Annotated in this window: 17 protein-coding genes; all 17 read right to left on the minus strand. The window is 53.3% G+C overall.

Translation table 11 applies throughout. From position 1 onward, the window contains the following. Positions 1-10: 10 nt before the first annotated feature. Complete coding sequence (locus tag QJ48_RS07115) at positions 11-472, minus strand: nucleoside 2-deoxyribosyltransferase (RefSeq protein ID WP_054972943.1); 462 nt, start codon at positions 470-472, stop codon at positions 11-13. A 1-nt stretch (position 473) separates the two neighbouring features. After that, positions 474-1,709: a DegT/DnrJ/EryC1/StrS aminotransferase family protein gene (locus tag QJ48_RS07120; RefSeq protein ID WP_054972944.1), complete on the minus strand. Its 1,236-nt coding sequence runs from the start codon at positions 1,707-1,709 to the stop codon at positions 474-476. A 3-nt stretch (positions 1,710-1,712) separates the two neighbouring features. Beyond that, positions 1,713-2,762 (minus strand): radical SAM protein, encoded by a 1,050-nt coding sequence (locus QJ48_RS07125; protein ID WP_054972945.1) that lies wholly within the window; start codon positions 2,760-2,762, stop codon positions 1,713-1,715. Then, positions 2,759-3,811 carry a hypothetical protein gene (locus QJ48_RS07130; RefSeq protein ID WP_054972946.1) on the minus strand — a complete coding sequence of 351 codons (1,053 nt, stop codon included), beginning with the start codon at positions 3,809-3,811 and terminating at the stop codon, positions 2,759-2,761. Before QJ48_RS07130 ends, QJ48_RS07125 begins: the two co-directional genes overlap by 4 nt. A gap of 37 nt (positions 3,812-3,848) precedes the next feature. Further along, positions 3,849-4,658: an APH(3') family aminoglycoside O-phosphotransferase gene (locus QJ48_RS07135; protein WP_054972947.1), complete on the minus strand. Its 810-nt coding sequence runs from the start codon at positions 4,656-4,658 to the stop codon at positions 3,849-3,851. After that, entirely contained in the window at positions 4,630-5,511 is an 882-nt protein-coding gene (locus QJ48_RS07140) for an HAD family hydrolase (RefSeq protein WP_082420387.1), read from the minus strand. Before QJ48_RS07140 ends, QJ48_RS07135 begins: the two co-directional genes overlap by 29 nt. Then, a complete protein-coding gene (locus tag QJ48_RS07145) occupies positions 5,477-6,607 on the minus strand; it encodes a hypothetical protein (RefSeq protein WP_054972949.1) in 1,131 nt (376 codons plus the stop codon). The genes QJ48_RS07140 and QJ48_RS07145 overlap by 35 nt, the downstream gene beginning before the upstream one ends. Before the next feature lie 57 nt (positions 6,608-6,664). Continuing rightward, a complete protein-coding gene (locus tag QJ48_RS07150; protein WP_054972950.1) occupies positions 6,665-8,338 on the minus strand; it encodes an asparagine synthetase B in 1,674 nt (557 codons plus the stop codon). Between the two features lie 42 nt (positions 8,339-8,380). Continuing rightward, positions 8,381-9,556: a pyridoxal-phosphate dependent enzyme gene (locus tag QJ48_RS07155; RefSeq protein ID WP_054972951.1), complete on the minus strand. Its 1,176-nt coding sequence runs from the start codon at positions 9,554-9,556 to the stop codon at positions 8,381-8,383. Beyond that, on the minus strand, positions 9,553-10,071 hold the full coding sequence (locus tag QJ48_RS07160) for a sterol desaturase family protein (RefSeq protein WP_054972952.1): 519 nt from the start codon (positions 10,069-10,071) through the stop codon (positions 9,553-9,555). Before QJ48_RS07160 ends, QJ48_RS07155 begins: the two co-directional genes overlap by 4 nt. Positions 10,072-10,122: 51 nt before the next feature. After that, complete coding sequence (locus QJ48_RS07165) at positions 10,123-10,992, minus strand: hypothetical protein (protein WP_054972953.1); 870 nt, start codon at positions 10,990-10,992, stop codon at positions 10,123-10,125. A gap of 213 nt (positions 10,993-11,205) precedes the next feature. Next, positions 11,206-12,414 carry a staphylopine family metallophore export MFS transporter CntE gene (locus tag QJ48_RS07170; RefSeq protein ID WP_054972954.1) on the minus strand — a complete coding sequence of 403 codons (1,209 nt, stop codon included), beginning with the start codon at positions 12,412-12,414 and terminating at the stop codon, positions 11,206-11,208. A 24-nt stretch (positions 12,415-12,438) separates the two neighbouring features. Further along, positions 12,439-13,182: an ABC transporter ATP-binding protein gene (locus tag QJ48_RS07175; RefSeq protein WP_054972955.1), complete on the minus strand. Its 744-nt coding sequence runs from the start codon at positions 13,180-13,182 to the stop codon at positions 12,439-12,441. 2 nt (positions 13,183-13,184) lie between these two features. Continuing rightward, positions 13,185-13,991, minus strand: a complete 807-nt coding sequence (locus tag QJ48_RS07180; RefSeq protein ID WP_054972956.1) for a staphylopine uptake ABC transporter ATP-binding protein CntD — start codon at positions 13,989-13,991, stop codon at positions 13,185-13,187. A 7-nt stretch (positions 13,992-13,998) separates the two neighbouring features. Then, positions 13,999-14,859: a staphylopine uptake ABC transporter permease subunit CntC gene (opp1C, locus tag QJ48_RS07185; RefSeq protein ID WP_054972957.1), complete on the minus strand. Its 861-nt coding sequence runs from the start codon at positions 14,857-14,859 to the stop codon at positions 13,999-14,001. Further along, positions 14,860-15,792, minus strand: coding sequence for a nickel/cobalt ABC transporter permease (opp1B, locus tag QJ48_RS07190; RefSeq protein ID WP_054972958.1), 933 nt, complete (start codon positions 15,790-15,792; stop codon positions 14,860-14,862). A 54-nt stretch (positions 15,793-15,846) separates the two neighbouring features. Then, the gene (gene nikA / locus QJ48_RS07195) at positions 15,847-17,418 is read right to left on the minus strand and encodes a staphylopine-dependent metal ABC transporter substrate-binding lipoprotein (protein ID WP_054972981.1); all 1,572 of its coding nucleotides are present in this window, start codon (positions 17,416-17,418) and stop codon (positions 15,847-15,849) included. Between the last annotated feature and the right edge of the window lie 51 nt (positions 17,419-17,469).

Consider the following 17,469-nt stretch of genomic DNA (forward strand, 5'->3'; position numbering starts at 1 on the left):
TACCCTCCTGTCAGGTATAATGCAGCGTGTATTGATCCACTTCCTCCAAGATCTGGTCGACCAAGCGGTCCATATCCGCATCCCCGAACAGGATGGGCTTCACCTGCGTGACCATCCCGAGCCCGGTAACCATCGGCGTATACGATTCGTCCTCATGCAGGAACAAGAGAATCGGTTTGCCCTTCGCGGAGGCCCATCCCAGCTCCACATGCACGCCTCCGGAAATCGGCGCCCATCCGGGGAAAGCCACGACAAGATCCGCATTACCCATCTCTTGGTAATCGAGCCGGGTCGCCAGATCCGGTTCCATCAACTCTTCGCCAAACACTTCTCTCACTTGAGCGGAAAACACGCTGTGCCCCCGCTCTTCCAACCGCTTCACCGCGTTCGTAATAAAATGTTTGGCAGACTCGTGGAAATTTCCGTCTGCATCCAGCAGTTTCGTAAATGGATAGGCCAAAAAAATTCTCATGTTATTTTCCTCCCTCATAGGACGCCATAATATGTTGTACCGCCTCGGACATGGTTTCGATTGTGTCCATAGCGTATAAAGGAATGACCGGAATCCAAACGGAAAGACGGGCTAGCCGTTCCGCTGCCGGGCACATGCCGGGCTCGTATGCGGCCCGCGATTGGGCGAAGGGCGAACCCGACGAATGCGCCACGCGCCGGTTATAGAACATCCGGTTCTCGTATACGGCCGAATTGTAGGACGGCGTAGCCAGGACGTTTGAGCTCTTCAACCGGGCAATAATTTCGTTCCGGACCTGTTCATCCCCCACATAAAAGCATTCCGATACGCCGCAGTCGCCCTCCGGGTCCGGCATCCGCCGCAAATGCAGCCCCATCGCCGCCAAATTATGCCTCAATCGCGCTTTAAGCTCCCTTAACTGCTTGAGCAGGCTCCGCGATTTTCGGAGCTGCACCCTCCCGATCGCCGCCGACAATTCGCTCATCCGGTAATTTTCCCCGAAAAAGCAAGCCTCGTTGTTCCATGTCGGGAACCCGTCGTGACGGACGCAGCCTTGATCGTGGTAGATCGCTGCCCGTTGATAAAGCTCGTTATCCCGCATAGCCACGGCCCCGCCTTCGCCGAGCGAGACGATCTTGTTCGTCTGAAAGCTGAAGCAGCCCGCTGCTCCTAACGTGCCGAGCTTCCTGCCCTTGTACGTCCCGCCAAAAGCTTGAGCCGCATCTTCGATCAAAGGAATCCCGCGCCCGTTCGCGATGTCGAGCAGCGCTTCGAGCTCGGCGGCCACTCCCTGCACATGCACGCAGATGATCGCCTTCGTGTTGGCCGTTATTTTCGCCCGGACATCGCCGGGGTCCATGTTCATGGATTCGTCGATGTCGGCAAATACGGGGACGGCATGACAGGCCACGACCGCATTGGCCGTCGCGATGAAGCCGTAAGCCGGGACGATCACCTCGTCGCCGGGACCAATCCCGAGCGCCTGCAGCGCCGTCTTGAGCGCCGCCGTCCCCGAGCTGACCGCCAGGACATGCTCCGCTTCAAGAAAGCGGGCCATCTCCGCCTCGAATTGATCCGTCTTGCCAAGCAGCTGCGGACCGTAGTACCGGAAGATGGATTTGGAGCGCATCACCTCCAGCACTTCGTTGATTTCTTCTTCATCCATCAAATGCGCGCCCAAAAAATGGCCGGGAAGCGTCAGAGTGACTTCTTTCATCGTTTCACCTTGTGTTTTCATGGTCTAGGAGTCCCAACTGAACGAATAGTCAGCCGCCTCCAGCTGGCGTTCGTGATAGTCCTTATTCCACTTCACGTTGGCCGGCTCGCAGCCGGTGCATACTTGCGGAGCCACCTGCGAGAAGCTTTGCCGGTTGCTCGCGAACTGCGACTCGTTCCAGATATCCTTGAACGGCCTCTCGAACACGCCTTCGACGCTGAGCGGCTTCCCTTTCCGATGGGGAAGACATTGACATGCGGTCATGCTGCCGTTCTTGGCGTCGATATAGGAGACGTACAGCGGGACGAAGCACTTGCTGTACGTTAGCGCCTTGCCCTTGGAACAGCCTTCGATCTCTTCCTCGGACGTGCCGAAAATAAACGGGTTGACCGCATTCAACCGGACACGGCTGGTTTGCAGCCTATCCTGGATACGGGCCGCCACCACGTTATACTGCTTGATTTCGTCCGGGGTTAAATACATGCCTTTGACATCCTTGATCGGATTCAGCCGCCACAAATCGACGCCGATCTCGTCGAGCAGCGGAATGAATTCGTCGAGATGATCGTACGTCCGGTTCGAGACGATGCTGTTCACAACCAGCTTCAAGCCGCCTTTCTCCCGGTCGCGCAGCCGGTCGATTTCCGCCAAGCCCTCCACAGCATCCTCGAACAAACGGGGCGTGCCCCGGAGCGTATTGTGGATTTCCGCCCGAGGGGAATCCAGCGAGCAAACGATGCCGGTAATGCCGGCATCCACTAGCTCAGCCGCATAGTGCTTCAGCCGAGAGCCGTTCGTAATCGTGCTGACCCTGAGCCCAAGCGAGCGGATGAAGCGAATCGCCTCCATTAAATCGTCGTGCAGCGTCGGCTCGCCGCCGGTAAAGCGGATTTCTTCCGTATCCAGCTCGGCCAGCTCCGTCGCCAGCTGCTTCAGCTTCTCCAAGGGCAGCCGGTAAATGTCCGTCGACCCGGCGAACCGGCACATCTTGCATTTGGCGTTGCACGCTTCCAGGATACGGATATAAGCGATTTTGGGGCTTCTGGGAACGGCGGAGACACAAGTGTTCATCATAACCATACCTCCTTTACATCCTGATACGTGTGTTGCTTGTACGCTCTTGCAAACATGCCGTTGACCATCGTTAAGAATCTCGACGCTTGAGCGTGTACGTCCGTCTGTGTCGCGGGTTCCCGTTCCGTGTGCCAATGGGAGAGATAAGAAACGAGAAGGTCGTCGCAGAGGCCGAGCTTGCTCAACAAGACGGGCAGAGGCTCGGAGACGTACAGCTTATCCTTTTCCTCTCCATGGTCCATCCTTGCCCCGGCGATGTTCGGGCATTCCGGATGAGCGATCATCGCCGGCGCCTTCATACTCAACCGCTCCGTCAATTTCCCCGCCACCGCGACGGCGCGCGCCTGATTCACATTTTCCGCGCTGATGACGGACGGGTCGGCCAGCCCCGTAACATACTCCGAAAAGGCCGGCAGGTAAAGCATTAAAGACCTCTTAAACGCCGTGACGTACCTTTCGTAAAGCGGATGTTCCCGGGGGAACAAAGACGAGCCGTCCGGGGCGTATAACCCGCAAATGTCCTCCGTGCCGATCAGAGCTCCGTACCGGTCCGCCAGATCGTCCACCACCGCTTCCACCTCCGGCTCCGACGTACAGGTAAAATGCAGGCGTTCGAGCGGAAACCCGATGGACAGCGCATAATAGCGGACAAAATGATGGAGCACACCCACCATAACCGACCAATGCTCGTCATCCAGCGGCGACTTGCCGTCTCCGGCCAGGATGGACAGCTGCTCGATCTCGATCAGGAGCACGCAAGGGAGGTTCAGGCACTTGGCCGCACGGATCGGCGCGATGAGGTCGATGCAATCCTTGACCGTGACGCTGCGCGCCTGCCCGTGGGTAAAGACGAGGCACGGCCCCCCGAGCACCACCGAATGGGACTGCACTCCTTCGCGAAGCAGCGTCTCCGATACGCCAAACGTGCCCTTCCATACATCGCAGGATGCCGGCTCCGGCGGCCAGCCCTGCCTATTGGCGGATAACCCGTAGCGCTGCCTGAACTGTTCCGCCGTCAACCGGTAAACCTTCTCGATCAGCGCATCCATCTGTCATGCCCCCTTATACAAACGGCGTCGTCAACCCTCAAATAAACCAGTCCAGCAGCTGATAAAATTGGATCTTCTCCCGATCCGGCCGGCTTATCCCGTAGCGCTCGAAAAATACGGGCACCCACGCTTCGCCGTAATTGTAGACGATGCTCTTGGCGGCAATCGCCAAATCCTGGTACTTGTCGGAAACGCCGCCGTTGCCCCAATCGACGAACCCGCGAAGCTCGCCGTCCTGCACGATCATGTTGGTGAGGCTGTAGTCGCCATGGGTAAACACGATCTCTTCTTGAATGGTCTCGCTCGTTTTCACCAAGGTTTCGTATAAGACGTCGACGTTATCGACCTCGTATCGGTCAAGAATGTCCGCGACGATCAAATTGTCCGCCATATTCCGGCGCGCTTTGTCCATCTGCCGGGCCAGCCGGTTGTCGAAAGGGCAGCTTCCGGCAGGCACGCTGTGAATTTGGCGCAGTCCTGTCGCATACAAGCCGATCACCCGCTCCGTATTCTCCGGCGATCCGGGGGCCCCGGCGCTGATCGGGTTATCACCTTCCAGCGCTGCGGTAATTAAATATTCAAACGACCGTTCCTTCGCATAATGAACGACTTGCGGCACGGGCAGCTTGCCCTGCAGCCAGACAAGCCGGTCTTTCTCGGCTTCCAGCGAGATCGCCGGGGTGAGCGGGTTGCATTTGAGATACACGCCGCCGTTCCCGCGTTTGTCCTTGATAAAGAAAACCTTGGACACGGAATGCCCGATCTTCAGTTCGTTCACCTCCTGAAAATCCATGCGTTCCGTTACATGCGGAGGCGCGCTATCCCTGATTGCCGATATCCAGTCCATTATGTGGCCTCCCTGGGTTCGTCGTCATTTGATTCGCAATTCGTTCCAGCAGCTCTTCCATATCATGCTCGCAATAGGCGTCCGCGAGAGCAATCAGCTTTTCCTTGGCCTGATTCACCGCTACGCTCAGACCGGAAATTTCGAACATCTCGCAGTCGTTTTCCTCATCGCCGAATACGAGGCATCCGCCGGGACTGTCCCCGAACGCCCCGCATAAAGCCTGCAGTCCGACCGCCTTCGTGATGCCCCCCTGCTTCACTTCATACCAGTCGGTCGTTCTCTGCTTCTCGACGATCAGGGAAGGCGACACCTCGGGCATGATCTTCTCAAGATGTTCGAGCATATCCGTCTGACCGGGCATAAGCACGATCGTGACCGGCGGAGCCGGGGGCAACTCGCCGCCAACGACCTGCACGGCCTCCCGGCCGATCTTCCAATCCTCGGCATACAAGCACGCGCCGGTTTCCGTTGTGGCGTAGGCGGACTCCCCCTGTTCGAAAATTATATCCCCGGAACTGCCGCAAGCCTCCAGAACGAGCCGGACATCCCGCATGTCGATCGCAGCTTCGTATAAGCTGCATCCTTGCCCGTAATCGTAAACGGTTCTTCCGTTGAAGCAAATGACGGGGCAGTTCATTCGCAGCCCGTTCTTCCGCAGGAAGCGCCTGACCGACAGAACGGTTCGCGCCGTAGCCAAGCTGACGGGAACGAGCTCCGTCAACCGGTTAAACAGCTCGATCATGCTCGGCTTCATCGGAATCCCCGGCAGCTTCAGCGTGCCGTCAATGTCAAAGACAATCCGCTTGACGCCATCCAGATTATGGATGATACGTTCTTTGCTCATAGTTCTCATCGAAAACCAGCTCCTGCGCCAGATTCAGCAGCCTTTCCCGGCTGCCTCCGCCCGTCAATTTCATAAACCGCAATCCGGCGGTGCCGAGCAGCGTATCCTCCGCTTTCCTCTCGCTATGACTGGGGATGCCGATCCAATTCGGATAATTCGGGTCCACCGGCGTGTACAGGGAGGATCTCAGCTCGCGGACAATATCCTCCCGCCGGTGCAGCGGTTGAACCTGAAAATCCGGCATATCGGGAACATACTGCTTAAAAATGACCAAATGCAACGGAACTTCCCTGGCAACCGGCACACGCCATGACGACAGGCGCTGTAGCGGAATTTCGTACTTTTCCCCGTTCCATAAGGTGGGGTCTTGATGGACGAATGCCTGTAAGCCGGGGTAGTCGGCAACAGTTTCCGCCTTGAGGCGAATCTCCGAAGGCCACCCGCTAATCCGGATGTCCCGCCCGTCCTTCCAGAAAAAAGTCCGGTCCGGACCGACGCACGCCGCTCCCGCGTTCATAAGCCATTCCATCAGAAGCGTCGATTTGCCGGCCCCCTTCTCCCCTATAATCGCCACCCCCTTATCCTTGACCCGCAGCGAGGAGGCATGAAGGACGAAGCCGCCTCGCCGCTCCAATTCTGACCGCAAAATGCTGCGGATCGTCGCGCTTGCGTCCAGAATGAGCGAGCTGTCCGGCTTCCTGCCTATCGCTGCCGCCAGCTTCCGGCCGTTGTCGACGGCGATCAGATTGCCGCTCTCCGCATTGGCGACGTAACGGACGGCTGCATCCTCCACTACCTTTCCCCTCAACGTCCGGTAACCTGAGCTCTGCGCGATGACCGTTTCTCCTTCAGCTGCCTGCGCAAACCGTTCGAAGTCCCAGGCGTCGCTGACCATAGCCGCAAAGCGCCAGCCGCCGGGCGGCAGCTCGGCCCCGCTTTCCCCGCCGAAAGTGGGCGACAGCACGCCGTGTATCTCCTGAAAAAGCTCAGGAATCGAACAAAGCAGCCGCACAGTGCAAGCCCCGAGCCGATAATCCGCCGAATGGGCCGGATGCTCCGAGCTCCCGCATTGTTCGAGAAGCGAAGCCAATTCCCTTCGATCCATGGAACACCGTCCTTTCGATCCATTCCATTGAATACCTTTCCGTCTTTTCACCGACTTCTAGGCGACAATCTGCTTGTACCAGCGCTCGAACGAAAGCAGCTTCCACAGGTCGGCGGCCGCCGAAGCTTCCTGTTCCTGCACGAACAACTGCCGCACGGCCTCCCGGTCCAGCCACTCGCCCGCCAGCGCGCCTTCCATCATTTCCTCATAGAAAGAATGGCGGATTTCGAGCAGCCAGGCTTCATGCGAAAAGAAGGTGTCGAAGCCGAACTTTCGGTCGAAGAGAGCTTCGTGGGGCAGCTCCCCGGCCAAGCCGAATTTGGGAATCGCCTTCGGCTGTCCCTCTGCGATTTTCAGCTCGAACGGAATCGCATTGGCGAACTCGATCATGTCCGGGCTGAGAAACGGGCTGCGGATGCGCTTGCCGTATTTTCTGCCTGACCCGTGCGCCACGGAAACGTTATCGCAGTGCCCTTCATAGAACACCTCCAGGAAGGAGACCCGGTCGATCGCCTCGCAGTCCCGGTACGGATCGAGCCGTTCAACCAAATAGAGCTCCTCCGGATCGTGCTCCGCCGCCCAATGCCTGAAATGCTCCGCATACAGGCCCATGCTTTTCCGCTCGTTTTCCCGCAGGCCGTGGCTCCCTCTGCTGCGCGCGAACCGGGGCACCAAGGTTGACGTTCCGTCTTGCGGCCGCTGGTACCGCAAGTATCCCGCAAACAGCTCGTCTCCCCCGTGACCCGCGAGGATAACGGACGAAGGGTCGGGGAAGCTTTTGCATAAATAATCGTTATGCAGCGTGATCAACTTGCCGCAGGGCAAATCGTAGCTGGCCGCAATTTCGCTAATGTCCGCATCGGTCGGAGGCTGATAATGCACGGTAAGCATCGGAACCTTCAAGTAATCCGCCACTAGCCGTGCGCGGTAAAGATTCAAATCCTCGCCGCCCTTGGAGGCGTAGGTCAGGCAAACCGGCTGGACCGGAACGCCGTTCTGCACGCAGGTCAACAAAATGCCGCTGGAGTCGACCCCTCCCGAAAAGGCAATGCCGGTGACTCGCCCGTTGTCGCGCAAGCGCAGCACCGAATCCTTCAGGATGCTTTTAAAGGTTTCGTAGAGCTCCGGCATATGCCGCTTCTCGTACGTTTTATGGTAGCTGGGCGTCCAGTATCTCCACGCGCGCTGTTCCGTGGCATTGGCGCGGTAGGCCTGCCCGTACTCCAGCACGGAAATGCCTTGAAAAGGCGTGCGTCCGCCCAATGGCGTCCCGTAGATCATGTATTGATCGATAGCGTACTTGTCGAACGCCGGTATTCCGCCATGCTTCAACAGCGGTTTCAGCCGGTTGGAAAACCAAAGCTCACCCGGCTGATCTTCCCTGACGAACAGCGGTTGCTCCCCCAGCTTGTCTGTCGCCAGCAGCAGCTCGCGCTTCCGCCGGTCATAGATCACCAGCGCAAACGTCCCGTCCAACCGGGAAATCATCCCGCTTCCTTCGCGCCGGTAAAGCTCCTTCACAAGCTCTTCCGCAGAAGCGGAACGGACACCGGACGCAACGGCCAACGAACCGGCATTGTAGAGCTCCCCGGCAAACATCACGAAAGCCTCATCCTCGGGCGCTTCGGCGGAAACGGAACGCGCGCCTTGCACTTGACGGTCGTCCAGCGTATAAATCGTAAGCTGCGGTTCGCCGTGCGCTTTCACCCATCTGCCCAAAAAACATTTCATTGCCACACCTCCGAAGATCAAGCTTGGCGGCCTGCCGTGTGCTTATTTGTAATTGAAAAACTGCTTATCGTTGACGCCGGAGCTGATATTGACCAGAATGACTTTCCCCTTGCTGCTTTTGGCTTTATGAATCACGCCCGCCAGCTGATACCCCGTTTCCAACGCGACGGATACGCCCTGAGATTGGTAGAACCGTTCCGCCGCTTCTTTCGCTTCCGCCGGGGTGAAGGTTTTGGCCTCAATGATGCCCTTGGAATGAAAATGGGCGACGGCCGGAGCTACGATTGTAGACCCCAAGCCTCCGATATAAGTGCTGTCGTTCAGCCCCTTGAGCCCGTAAGTTTTGACCAACGGATAATAATCCTGGCTGTCGATCGAATAATAGCCCATTTCGCCTTGGGTCAAAATCGGGCACGGCTCCGCCTCCGAGGAGAAAACCTCCACTTCCTTGCCGTGCTCCAGACGGTCCGCCAGAAAAGCGGACGCCGTCCCGAGAATGTTGGCCCCGCCTCCGCAGCTTCCCACCACAATGTCGGGATATTTCCCTAAAGCGGCAAGCTGCTTCTTCGCTTCGAGCCCGATGACGGTTTGCGGGATGACAAAATAGCCGTACACGCTGCCGAAAATATAGATCGAATCTTCCATCTTTTTCGTATATTCGATCGCCGAATCGGCCGACAACGTCAGCAGATCCTGATGATACTGGTCCAATTTGACAACGATAACCTCCGCGCCGGCATTTTCCATCTGCAGCTTCCGGTCCGGCCGGACGTTGTTGCTTTCTTCGTCAATGAAACAAAGGAGGCGGATGCCAAAATGCTTTGCCGCCTGCGCCAGAGCGATTCCCCAGTTTCCGGTCGTTTCGGTCGTGATCGTTTTTACGCCGTCCTTATGGCACATGTAGGAAATCAAATACGCGCTGTTGGCCTTATGATTCCCGGAATGGGTCGCCCCTTCGTCTTTGATGTAGATTTCGCAGTCCGTTTCGATCGCCTGCTCGAATTTTTCCGCCCGGAACAACGGGGTCGGACGATAGCGCGAATAAACCTCCTTCACTTGTTCGGGAATCGGAATCAGCTTGTCTCTGGACATTTCCAGACGGGCCAGCGAAGGCGGAAACACCCCAAGCAAATCGTTTTCGGTTAACGCTTCCTTGCTCTGTTGACGGTACATCCCATAATCGAAAAAGGCATTGATATTTAAAAAATGGTTGATCATAAACTCCCTCCTACCGCACGATTCTCCGTGGTTTTGCCGCTTTTTTTCACCGTGCGGAACACATGATCCCATAAGGTGATGAAAAAGGAATAATTCCAGCGCTGCACCCGATGATGCTGCAGATGATATTGACCGATGGCAAAAATCCGCGTAACCACCCCTTTGATTTTAGGATTGTGATCCAGCACGTTGCTTGAGAAAAACACCTCGTAGAAATAGTGAAAAATCAATAGCGTCATACCGGGCACCGGATCGATGATCGCGATAATGACGACCGGCAGCGTTAACGAAATCCAGACGTCCAACGAAGCCTTCCAGCTTCCGAACCAGAAAAAGAAGCTGCCCAAGGAAGGCGCGTAAGACTCGCCGTACTGGACCTTGTGATGCGCTTGATGAATTTTGAACAAAAAGTTTCTTTTATGCGGAATGTGGGCAATCCGGTGAATCCAGTACGAGCACAGCGTCCAGATCATGAAATAAATGATGAGACTGAACACAAAACCGAGGTAGCTCATGACGTATCACCCCCTTTCCCGTGACCGCAATGAACTTCCCGTAGGGCCGGTTTATCTCGCCGCATAGCTCCCCCTCGTATTTTGCAGAATGTACAGCCTGCGATCCTCGACGACAAACTCCACATATCTCGGCGTCCGGTAATAGCTTTCCAGTTCCATGAAAAATGCCTTAAGCTGATCGTACGCTTCGGGGATATCGTCCCGTAATTCCCGCAAATCTTTTTTCCGCTCCAGCGGGGTCAGATTCAAATACGCTCCCGACTGCCGCATCAGGTATTTGCCGAAATCGTCCGATTGTCCCGTGCGCGGGTTCCGGGTATAAGCCCTCCCGCTGCAGGACTGCGCGTTCCAGTTGGCGTACACCATTTGCTGAACGATCAGCCAGCGATTAAAATGGCGCTGTCCCGCATGCTCCAGCTCTTGAAAATGCGCATAGATCCGCTCGATGTAGTAGAGCAGCTCGTCGACCACGCTCCCGAACGGGCCTTGCGACGGGTTCCGGGCCACTGCCCCGGCAAGAAGACTGCCTTGGAATTGCTGCGCCTGCATGGCGTATTCTTCTTGAAGCATGCCGGCAAATGCATCGGACCGCTTCGCTTGTCCCTCGGCTTGAGCCAGTCCGATATTGACCATGGACTCCGGCAGCCGTACGTCGCCGTTCTTGTCCCCGCATCGCAAAGAAAACAGCAAAGGAGGCTTGTCCGATTCGAAAGCACCGATTTTTTGGCCGATTCGGCGCTCGATGTCCAACAGATGCGAGGTCAAGGCAGCGCCAAGTCCTTTCGGAACGGCCCCCTCCTCTACAAAAGCGCAATAAGCTTCCGGAACGATAATCAACCCTGTAGGAACACGGGCACCGAGCTGCGTTGCGACGGACAAGCCTTTAATTTTCTCATCCATATCGCTGTCCGGCAGCCGCATCGTGTCCTCCCAGTGGACGACATACTCCTTGACTTGTATATAATTCACCACCTTTATATTATAGTTTGAAATATATTTTATATTTTACATAATATTACTTATTTAAGTTATAAACCCAATTATAATTCGATATTAAAAATTTGTAAATGACCCCTCCCATTTATCCGTTAAAACAAAAAAAAATCCGCGACAGGAGCGGATTGGAACAAGCTATCATTTCGGCAAGCCGGCTTCTTCACTCGGACCCGACAGCCGTTTTCCCCGGTCATAGGCAACTACGACCATCGATGCACCCAAGATAGCGCAAATCGTATACATCAAGGAATAGGAGGAAAGATCCGCGACCGGTCCCATCACGACGCCTCCCAGCGAAACGCCTAAATCGGCCATGGCAATAAATAAACCGATTAACACATTGCGGTTCGCCTGCGGCAGGACAAAGGTCAAATACGTTGTCAGCGTCGGATAAAGGAGTGCCTGAGCCGTTCCCATTAAGACGGCGCCCGCATAGAAAAAGATAGCGCCCCCTGTCATCGAAAAGCCTACACATTCCGCCGCTGCCGCGAGCAGAAGCATCGTCCCCATGATAAAGGACGAATGCCATTTGCCGTCCGAAGGAATTTTTTTTCTTAAAGCAAAACGAGCCAACACCACCGTGCCTGCCTGAAGCATGAGATAAATGCCGGCATGGCCGCTTTTTAATTGCGCCGCGTAAAGCGGGATAAAGGCGGTAACCGCTCCAAATACGATGGACGCGACCAGCATCAAGACGCTGCATTTAAATAAATGCGGATTTTGTACCAACTGACCGAAGGACTTAAACATACTCGCTCTCTGCTCCGCAGGGTCTGGAACAGGCGGGGCCGCTTCTTTGTCCATTTTGGCGCTGTACCCAAAAACCCCCGTAATCAGGGCAATGGCTACCATCGCTGCGGTAAAATAATTCGTATCCCCCGATTGCCAAATGCCCAGCGCCAGCAGAGGGCCAATGATACCCGGAATATACGAGAATAAGGAGTATAGAGAAATTCCTTGGGAGCGATCCTTCTCCGGCAGCGCATCAATAATGCCGATCTGCAGCGCCATTGAAAAAAAGGCTGTCGACACGCCCTGCAAAATACGCGCAACCAAAAAGCCGCCTAACCCGGTCACCGTATACAGGATTAAGGCAAAGCCGTTGATCATAAGAATCATGCGCAGCACCCGGATCGGCCCGTGCTTCTGAATCATATGGCCCGCCCACGGCCGAAAGAACATGGTCGTAAACAAATATGCCCCCATAATGAAACCGACCGTTGTATTGCTGGCTCCCAGCGATTCCCCCCGCAGCGGGATTATCACATTCAGAACGGAATTGGCGCTAAAATAAAGCAGGGTTAATACATATAAACGCAGAAAAGGCCAGGATAACGCTCCGCTCACAATGTTTTCTCCTCCTAATATCAGTTAAGCCATGATCATCTGCAATAATTTTTTGGCATACTCCGACCGCACGTCTTTTAATTGTTCGATAGGGGCCGTCTCTTCGATTTGACCGTTTCGAAAAATAACGACTCTGTCGCAAATATAGGCGGCGGCCTGAATATCATGAGTGATAAAGATGTAGCTCATGCTGTACATTTTTCGCAATTCTTTCAATAATTCAAGCACTTGCATTTGAACGGACCCGTCCAGAGAGCTGATGGCTTCATCGAATAAAATACATTTCGGCTCGGATGCGATGGCTCTCGCAATGCACACCCTCTGAGCCTCTCCGCCGGACAACTCATGAGGATATTTTGTTCGATAGGACGGACTCAAGCCAACTTGATGCAGCAGACGATCTATCTTGCTTCGATCATCGGTTCGAACCTTTCCTAGCAGGGTTAAAGGCTCCCTAATAGCTTTTTCCACCGTAAAAAACGGATTAATGGAAGATGTATAATCTTGAAACACAGCGCTGATGTTGCCTACTCTCACTCTTCGATCCCGTACACTCTTTCCCTCAAATAACACGGCGCCGCGATCAGGCTTTTCAATCCCCAGAATCAACCGTCCCAAGGTTGATTTGCCGCTTCCGCTTTCTCCGATAATCCCGAGACATTCCCCCGGCTTGCATTCGAAGCTGACATTCTTTAACACCGTTTGCCTTTCTCCGGAAAACAAACCGCCTTTTCGATAAGATTTTTCCACACCGTCCATGCGCAGCAATGCTAACTCCTCCCCATGATTCTCTTAAAATGATGGTTCAGCGCCAGTCTAGTAGACACCAAATATTGGGTATACTCATGCCGCGCGTCCGAGAAAATGGTTTGGGTGGCTCCTCTTTCCACAATTTCTCCATCCTTCATGACCAGAACTTCATCGGCCATTTTTTGGACAACACCTAAATCGTGAGAAACAAAGATCATCGAGCAGCCCATTCGCTCCCGTAATCGAATCAATTGTTCCACCACCTCAAATTGCGAAATGGTATCCAGTGCCGTTGTCGGTTCGTCCGCGATAATCACGTCCGGTTCCAATACGATAGCCAGCGCAATCATCACCCGCTGCAGCATTCCGCCCGATAGCTGGTGCGGATACTTATTCATCAGCTCCATCGGATTTTTCAGCATGACGCTTTCCATCGCCTGTTTCATTCTCGCTTCGATGTCGTTCTTACTCCAGCCGAAATGCTCGACAAGCGTCTCTCTCAGATGAACGCCGATGACACACGAGGGATCAAATGCGCTCATGCCGTTCTGTACAATCATGCACAGCTGTTTTCCCCGCTTCTTTCTCATTTCTCTTTCCGGAAGCAGGGTCAAGTTCTCGCCTTTGAACACAATGTCTCCGGATTGGCGAATCCAGACTTTATTCAATCTCATGATCGCTCTGCAGGTCACGGACTTCCCGCTTCCGCTTTCCCCTACAATGGCCAGACAGCTTCCTTGCTTTAATTGGAATGAATGGTTGGCAATCAACACTTTCCCGGTGACGCTATCCCATAGCTTCAAATTTGCAACTTCCAATATATTCATAGACCGGCTAAGCCACCTCTTTTCCTTGAAGCTTATTGTGCGAGGTTCTTAATTTAGGGTCCAAAGCAACCTGGAGTGCATCAGACAAAAAATTGATCGCCGATACGACTACCATGATAGCTAACCCCGGGGCTAACATGAGCTCCGGTCTTGAAAACATGACTTCCCTTGCCTCGTTCAACATCATGCCCCACTCGGCAGCGGGAGCTTGAACGCCTAACCCGAGGAACGAAAATCCCGATACCTGCAAAATCGTCGAACCGAAAGAACCGCTTGAAATGACGGCAATCTCGGCAAATGTAACAGGAACCAGGTGTCTATAAATAATTTGGATATCGCGGACCCCCGATGCTTTGGAGAACTTGACATACTCCGATTCGGCATATTGCATAACGGACGTTCTGATTACCCGGGCAAACCACGCCCATTTCATCAACACCAAGGCAATCAATATATTCCCAAGTCCTACGCCTAAAATCCCGACGACCGCCAAGGTCATCGCATATCCCGGAAAAGAAAGCATCATATCGCAAATTCTCATTACAACGGCATCCGCTTTGCCTCTAAAATAACCCGCTATAAACCCCGGAATAGCCCCGATCAAAATACAGAGGACCAATGCCACGAACACCCATAACACGCTGGGGCGAATTCCATAAATTAATCTGGATAACATGCATCTCCCCAAGTGGTCGTTACCTAACAGATACTCCCACGATGAAGCTGCATACCGGAGGTCCATGTTGACCTCCTCCGGATCATGCGGCGCGAATAAAGGGGCGCCTATACCAACCACAACGGTTACAACAATGACGCCTAAAGATAACGCGGCTAGCTTATCTTTAAGTAAATGTTTGAGTAGTGTCATTTAGAGATCCTTTCTTAATCTGGGGTTCATCGCCGCATTCATAATATCCGATAGGGTGTTAAACAAAACAAAGGCCGCCGCCAGGACAAGAACGTATGCCTGAATTATCGGAAAATCCCGGCCAAGAATTGCTTTAACGCTCAGACTCCCCAGCCCCGGCCATGCAAAAACATTTTCTACCACGACCGTACTTCCCAATATCATAGGGATCGCCATACAAAAGACGGAAACGGCGACCTGCAACGAATTTCTTAAAATATGCATCGTCATTTTCTTCTCCGGCAGGCCGCATGCTCTACCGTACAGGACATAATCTTCATTTAACTGGCTCAACATCGAGCTTCTGACGATTCTGAAATAAATGCCTGCATAACCGACGGCGATCACAATAACCGGTAAAACATAGCTTTTGTACGAATCCATCCCGCTGGTGGGCAGCAAATCCAGCTTCACAGAAAAATACCAAATCAATATCGCCGCAAGCCCATAGGACGGCATGGCCGTGAGGAAAAAGGAAACGCCTCGGACCGACTTATCCGTCATTTTTCCTTCCTTCATCGCACAAATCACGCCTAGCACGATAGAAAGCGCAATAATGACAACTACGGAAACTAACGTTAGCTTTAACGTATTCAGAAATGCCGGGCCAAGCAATGACCAGACCGGTTTTCCCGTGACATAGGAATGCCCGAAATCCAGCTGCAAGCATGCCGTGACCCAATCGAGGTAGCGTATCAGGAAGGGCTTATCCAGCCCCAGCTTTTCTTTCGTCTGCGCAATTAATTCATCCGTGATTGTGGGAACGCCCTGCGCTTGCAGCACCACTTCGGCCGGATCCAAAGGAGACAAATTGACCAAAACAAACGTCATAAACGAAATGACTACAAGCAATGGAACGGATAGGCACAACCTTTTCACGATGTAACTTCCCATCGAAAATCTCCTCTGCTCATAAATAAAAAGGGGAGAGCATCCCCTTTTATCCTCTTACTCAAAGTGCATTTGCTCGAACGGCAGCTCATACTGCGTTTGCTTAAACGAGATGCCCTTTAAACGCTTTGGAGCAACGACAGTCACACTTCCATTGGTAATTGGAATAAAGACGGCTTCGTCATGAACCAGGGTTAAAATATCCGCATACAACGATTTTCTTGTTTCCTCGTTCGCAGACACCATGACTTCATCGATTTTCTTGTAAAGCTCGTCCGCTTTCGCCATGCCTTTTGTCGTATGTAAATACGAAGACTCGGACGTAAAAGCGGAGATTGTATTTTGCGGATCGTACGCAAGTCCCCACGTCTGATTAAATAATAAATCGTAGTCGCCGGTTGATCTTCTCTTGGCGATGGAGGTCGACTCCTCGCCGACAAGGTCCAGTTGGACCCCTATCTTTTTTACCGAATTTTGAATCAATTCCGCCTGCGATTTTTGGGAAGAAGAATTGACATCGTAGTACAGCTTCATGGCCAATTTGCTTCCATTTTTTGTTCGGACTGCGCTGCCGTTCTCCAAACGCCAACCCGCTTCTTCCAGAATGTTCTTGGCCTTGTCCAAATCAAAGCCCCGTTTCTTCAAATCGACGTTCGCATAATGGACGTTGGGCGAAAATAACGTATGGGCCGGCGCTTCAACACCGTTAAAAATTTGCTTGCTGATGGTGTCTCTATCGATCGAGTACCAAATCGCTTCGCGAACGGCGATTTCATGTACCGGATGATCGGCTTTACCGCTATTGGCTACGATCATTTTCGTATTCATCGCTTCGCTTCTTACCATCTGGTACTTGCCTGAATTCACCAGCGTATTCATAGCTTCCACATCGAGACTGTCGGTCCCCCGATCATCCGTAAATACAAAGTTCACTTCTCCCTTTTGCAAAGCTAAAAAGGTCGTTTCCCCCGCCGGAAGAACTTTGGCTATAATTTTCTTCACTTTTGGCGAACCGCCCCAGTAGTTCTCATTGGCTTCAAAAGCGGCATACTGGTCGACTTTATGTTCCGTGAGAATATAGGGTCCCGTTCCTTTGTAGCCATTTACGCCGTCTTTTGTTTCCCCGTTGATCAAATTTTTGGGCGAGATGAATACGTAAGGCCGGGTCATCGACAATTCAAGCAATGTCGGATAATAGGGCTCGGATAAGACCAATTCGACCGTATACTCGTCTTTGACATGGCAGCTCGCTATTTTTGTCGACAGCTTGATCCAGGAATGCTTTTTGGCATTATGCTGTACGGCATCGATATTTTTCTTCACCGCTTCGGCGTTAAACGGCTCCCCGTCATGGAATTTCACATCTTTTCTCAGATGAAAGGTGTATACTTTTCCATCCTTCGAAATTTCCCACGATTCGGCAAGCCATGGTTTTATCCCGTCTTTCGTATTTTCAACCAGCGATTCGTACACCATCCCTTGGGCCGGCATAGAACCTGCGTACAAATGAGGATTCATGTCGTTCATATCTTTGGCGGTTGCATACACTAATTCCTTGCCGGTATCGGCCGAACCCGTGTGCGCTTCTTTGCTATCGCTGCAGCCGGCAAGGACCGCCATGGCATACATCACGACAAGTAAAAAAAACAGCTTTCTGATTTCCACCTTGTTTCCCCCTAC

Origin of the sequence: Paenibacillus sp. A3, assembly GCF_001399685.1 — a bacterium.
In the GTDB taxonomy this organism is placed as follows: Bacteria; Bacillota; Bacilli; order Paenibacillales; family NBRC-103111; genus Paenibacillus_G.

Excerpts from the sequence above, each read along its gene's own strand:
- QJ48_RS07115 (WP_054972943.1), bottom strand. The coding sequence starts at position 472 with ATGAGAATTTTTTTGGCCTATCCATTTACGAAACTGCTGGATGCAGAC.
- QJ48_RS07120 (WP_054972944.1), bottom strand. The coding sequence starts at position 1,709 with ATGAAAACACAAGGTGAAACGATGAAAGAAGTCACTCTGACGCTTCCC.
- QJ48_RS07125 (WP_054972945.1), bottom strand. The coding sequence starts at position 2,762 with ATGATGAACACTTGTGTCTCCGCCGTTCCCAGAAGCCCCAAAATCGCT.
- QJ48_RS07130 (WP_054972946.1), bottom strand. The coding sequence starts at position 3,811 with ATGGATGCGCTGATCGAGAAGGTTTACCGGTTGACGGCGGAACAGTTC.
- QJ48_RS07135 (WP_054972947.1), bottom strand. The coding sequence starts at position 4,658 with ATGGACTGGATATCGGCAATCAGGGATAGCGCGCCTCCGCATGTAACG.
- QJ48_RS07140 (WP_082420387.1), bottom strand. The coding sequence starts at position 5,511 with ATGAGAACTATGAGCAAAGAACGTATCATCCATAATCTGGATGGCGTC.
- QJ48_RS07145 (WP_054972949.1), bottom strand. The coding sequence starts at position 6,607 with ATGGATCGAAGGGAATTGGCTTCGCTTCTCGAACAATGCGGGAGCTCG.
- QJ48_RS07150 (WP_054972950.1), bottom strand. The coding sequence starts at position 8,338 with ATGAAATGTTTTTTGGGCAGATGGGTGAAAGCGCACGGCGAACCGCAG.
- QJ48_RS07155 (WP_054972951.1), bottom strand. The coding sequence starts at position 9,556 with ATGATCAACCATTTTTTAAATATCAATGCCTTTTTCGATTATGGGATG.
- QJ48_RS07160 (WP_054972952.1), bottom strand. The coding sequence starts at position 10,071 with ATGAGCTACCTCGGTTTTGTGTTCAGTCTCATCATTTATTTCATGATC.
- QJ48_RS07165 (WP_054972953.1), bottom strand. The coding sequence starts at position 10,992 with ATGCGGCTGCCGGACAGCGATATGGATGAGAAAATTAAAGGCTTGTCC.
- QJ48_RS07180 (WP_054972956.1), bottom strand. The coding sequence starts at position 13,991 with ATGAATATATTGGAAGTTGCAAATTTGAAGCTATGGGATAGCGTCACC.
- opp1C (WP_054972957.1), bottom strand. The coding sequence starts at position 14,859 with ATGACACTACTCAAACATTTACTTAAAGATAAGCTAGCCGCGTTATCT.
- opp1B (WP_054972958.1), bottom strand. The coding sequence starts at position 15,792 with ATGGGAAGTTACATCGTGAAAAGGTTGTGCCTATCCGTTCCATTGCTT.
- nikA (WP_054972981.1), bottom strand. The coding sequence starts at position 17,418 with ATGTATGCCATGGCGGTCCTTGCCGGCTGCAGCGATAGCAAAGAAGCG.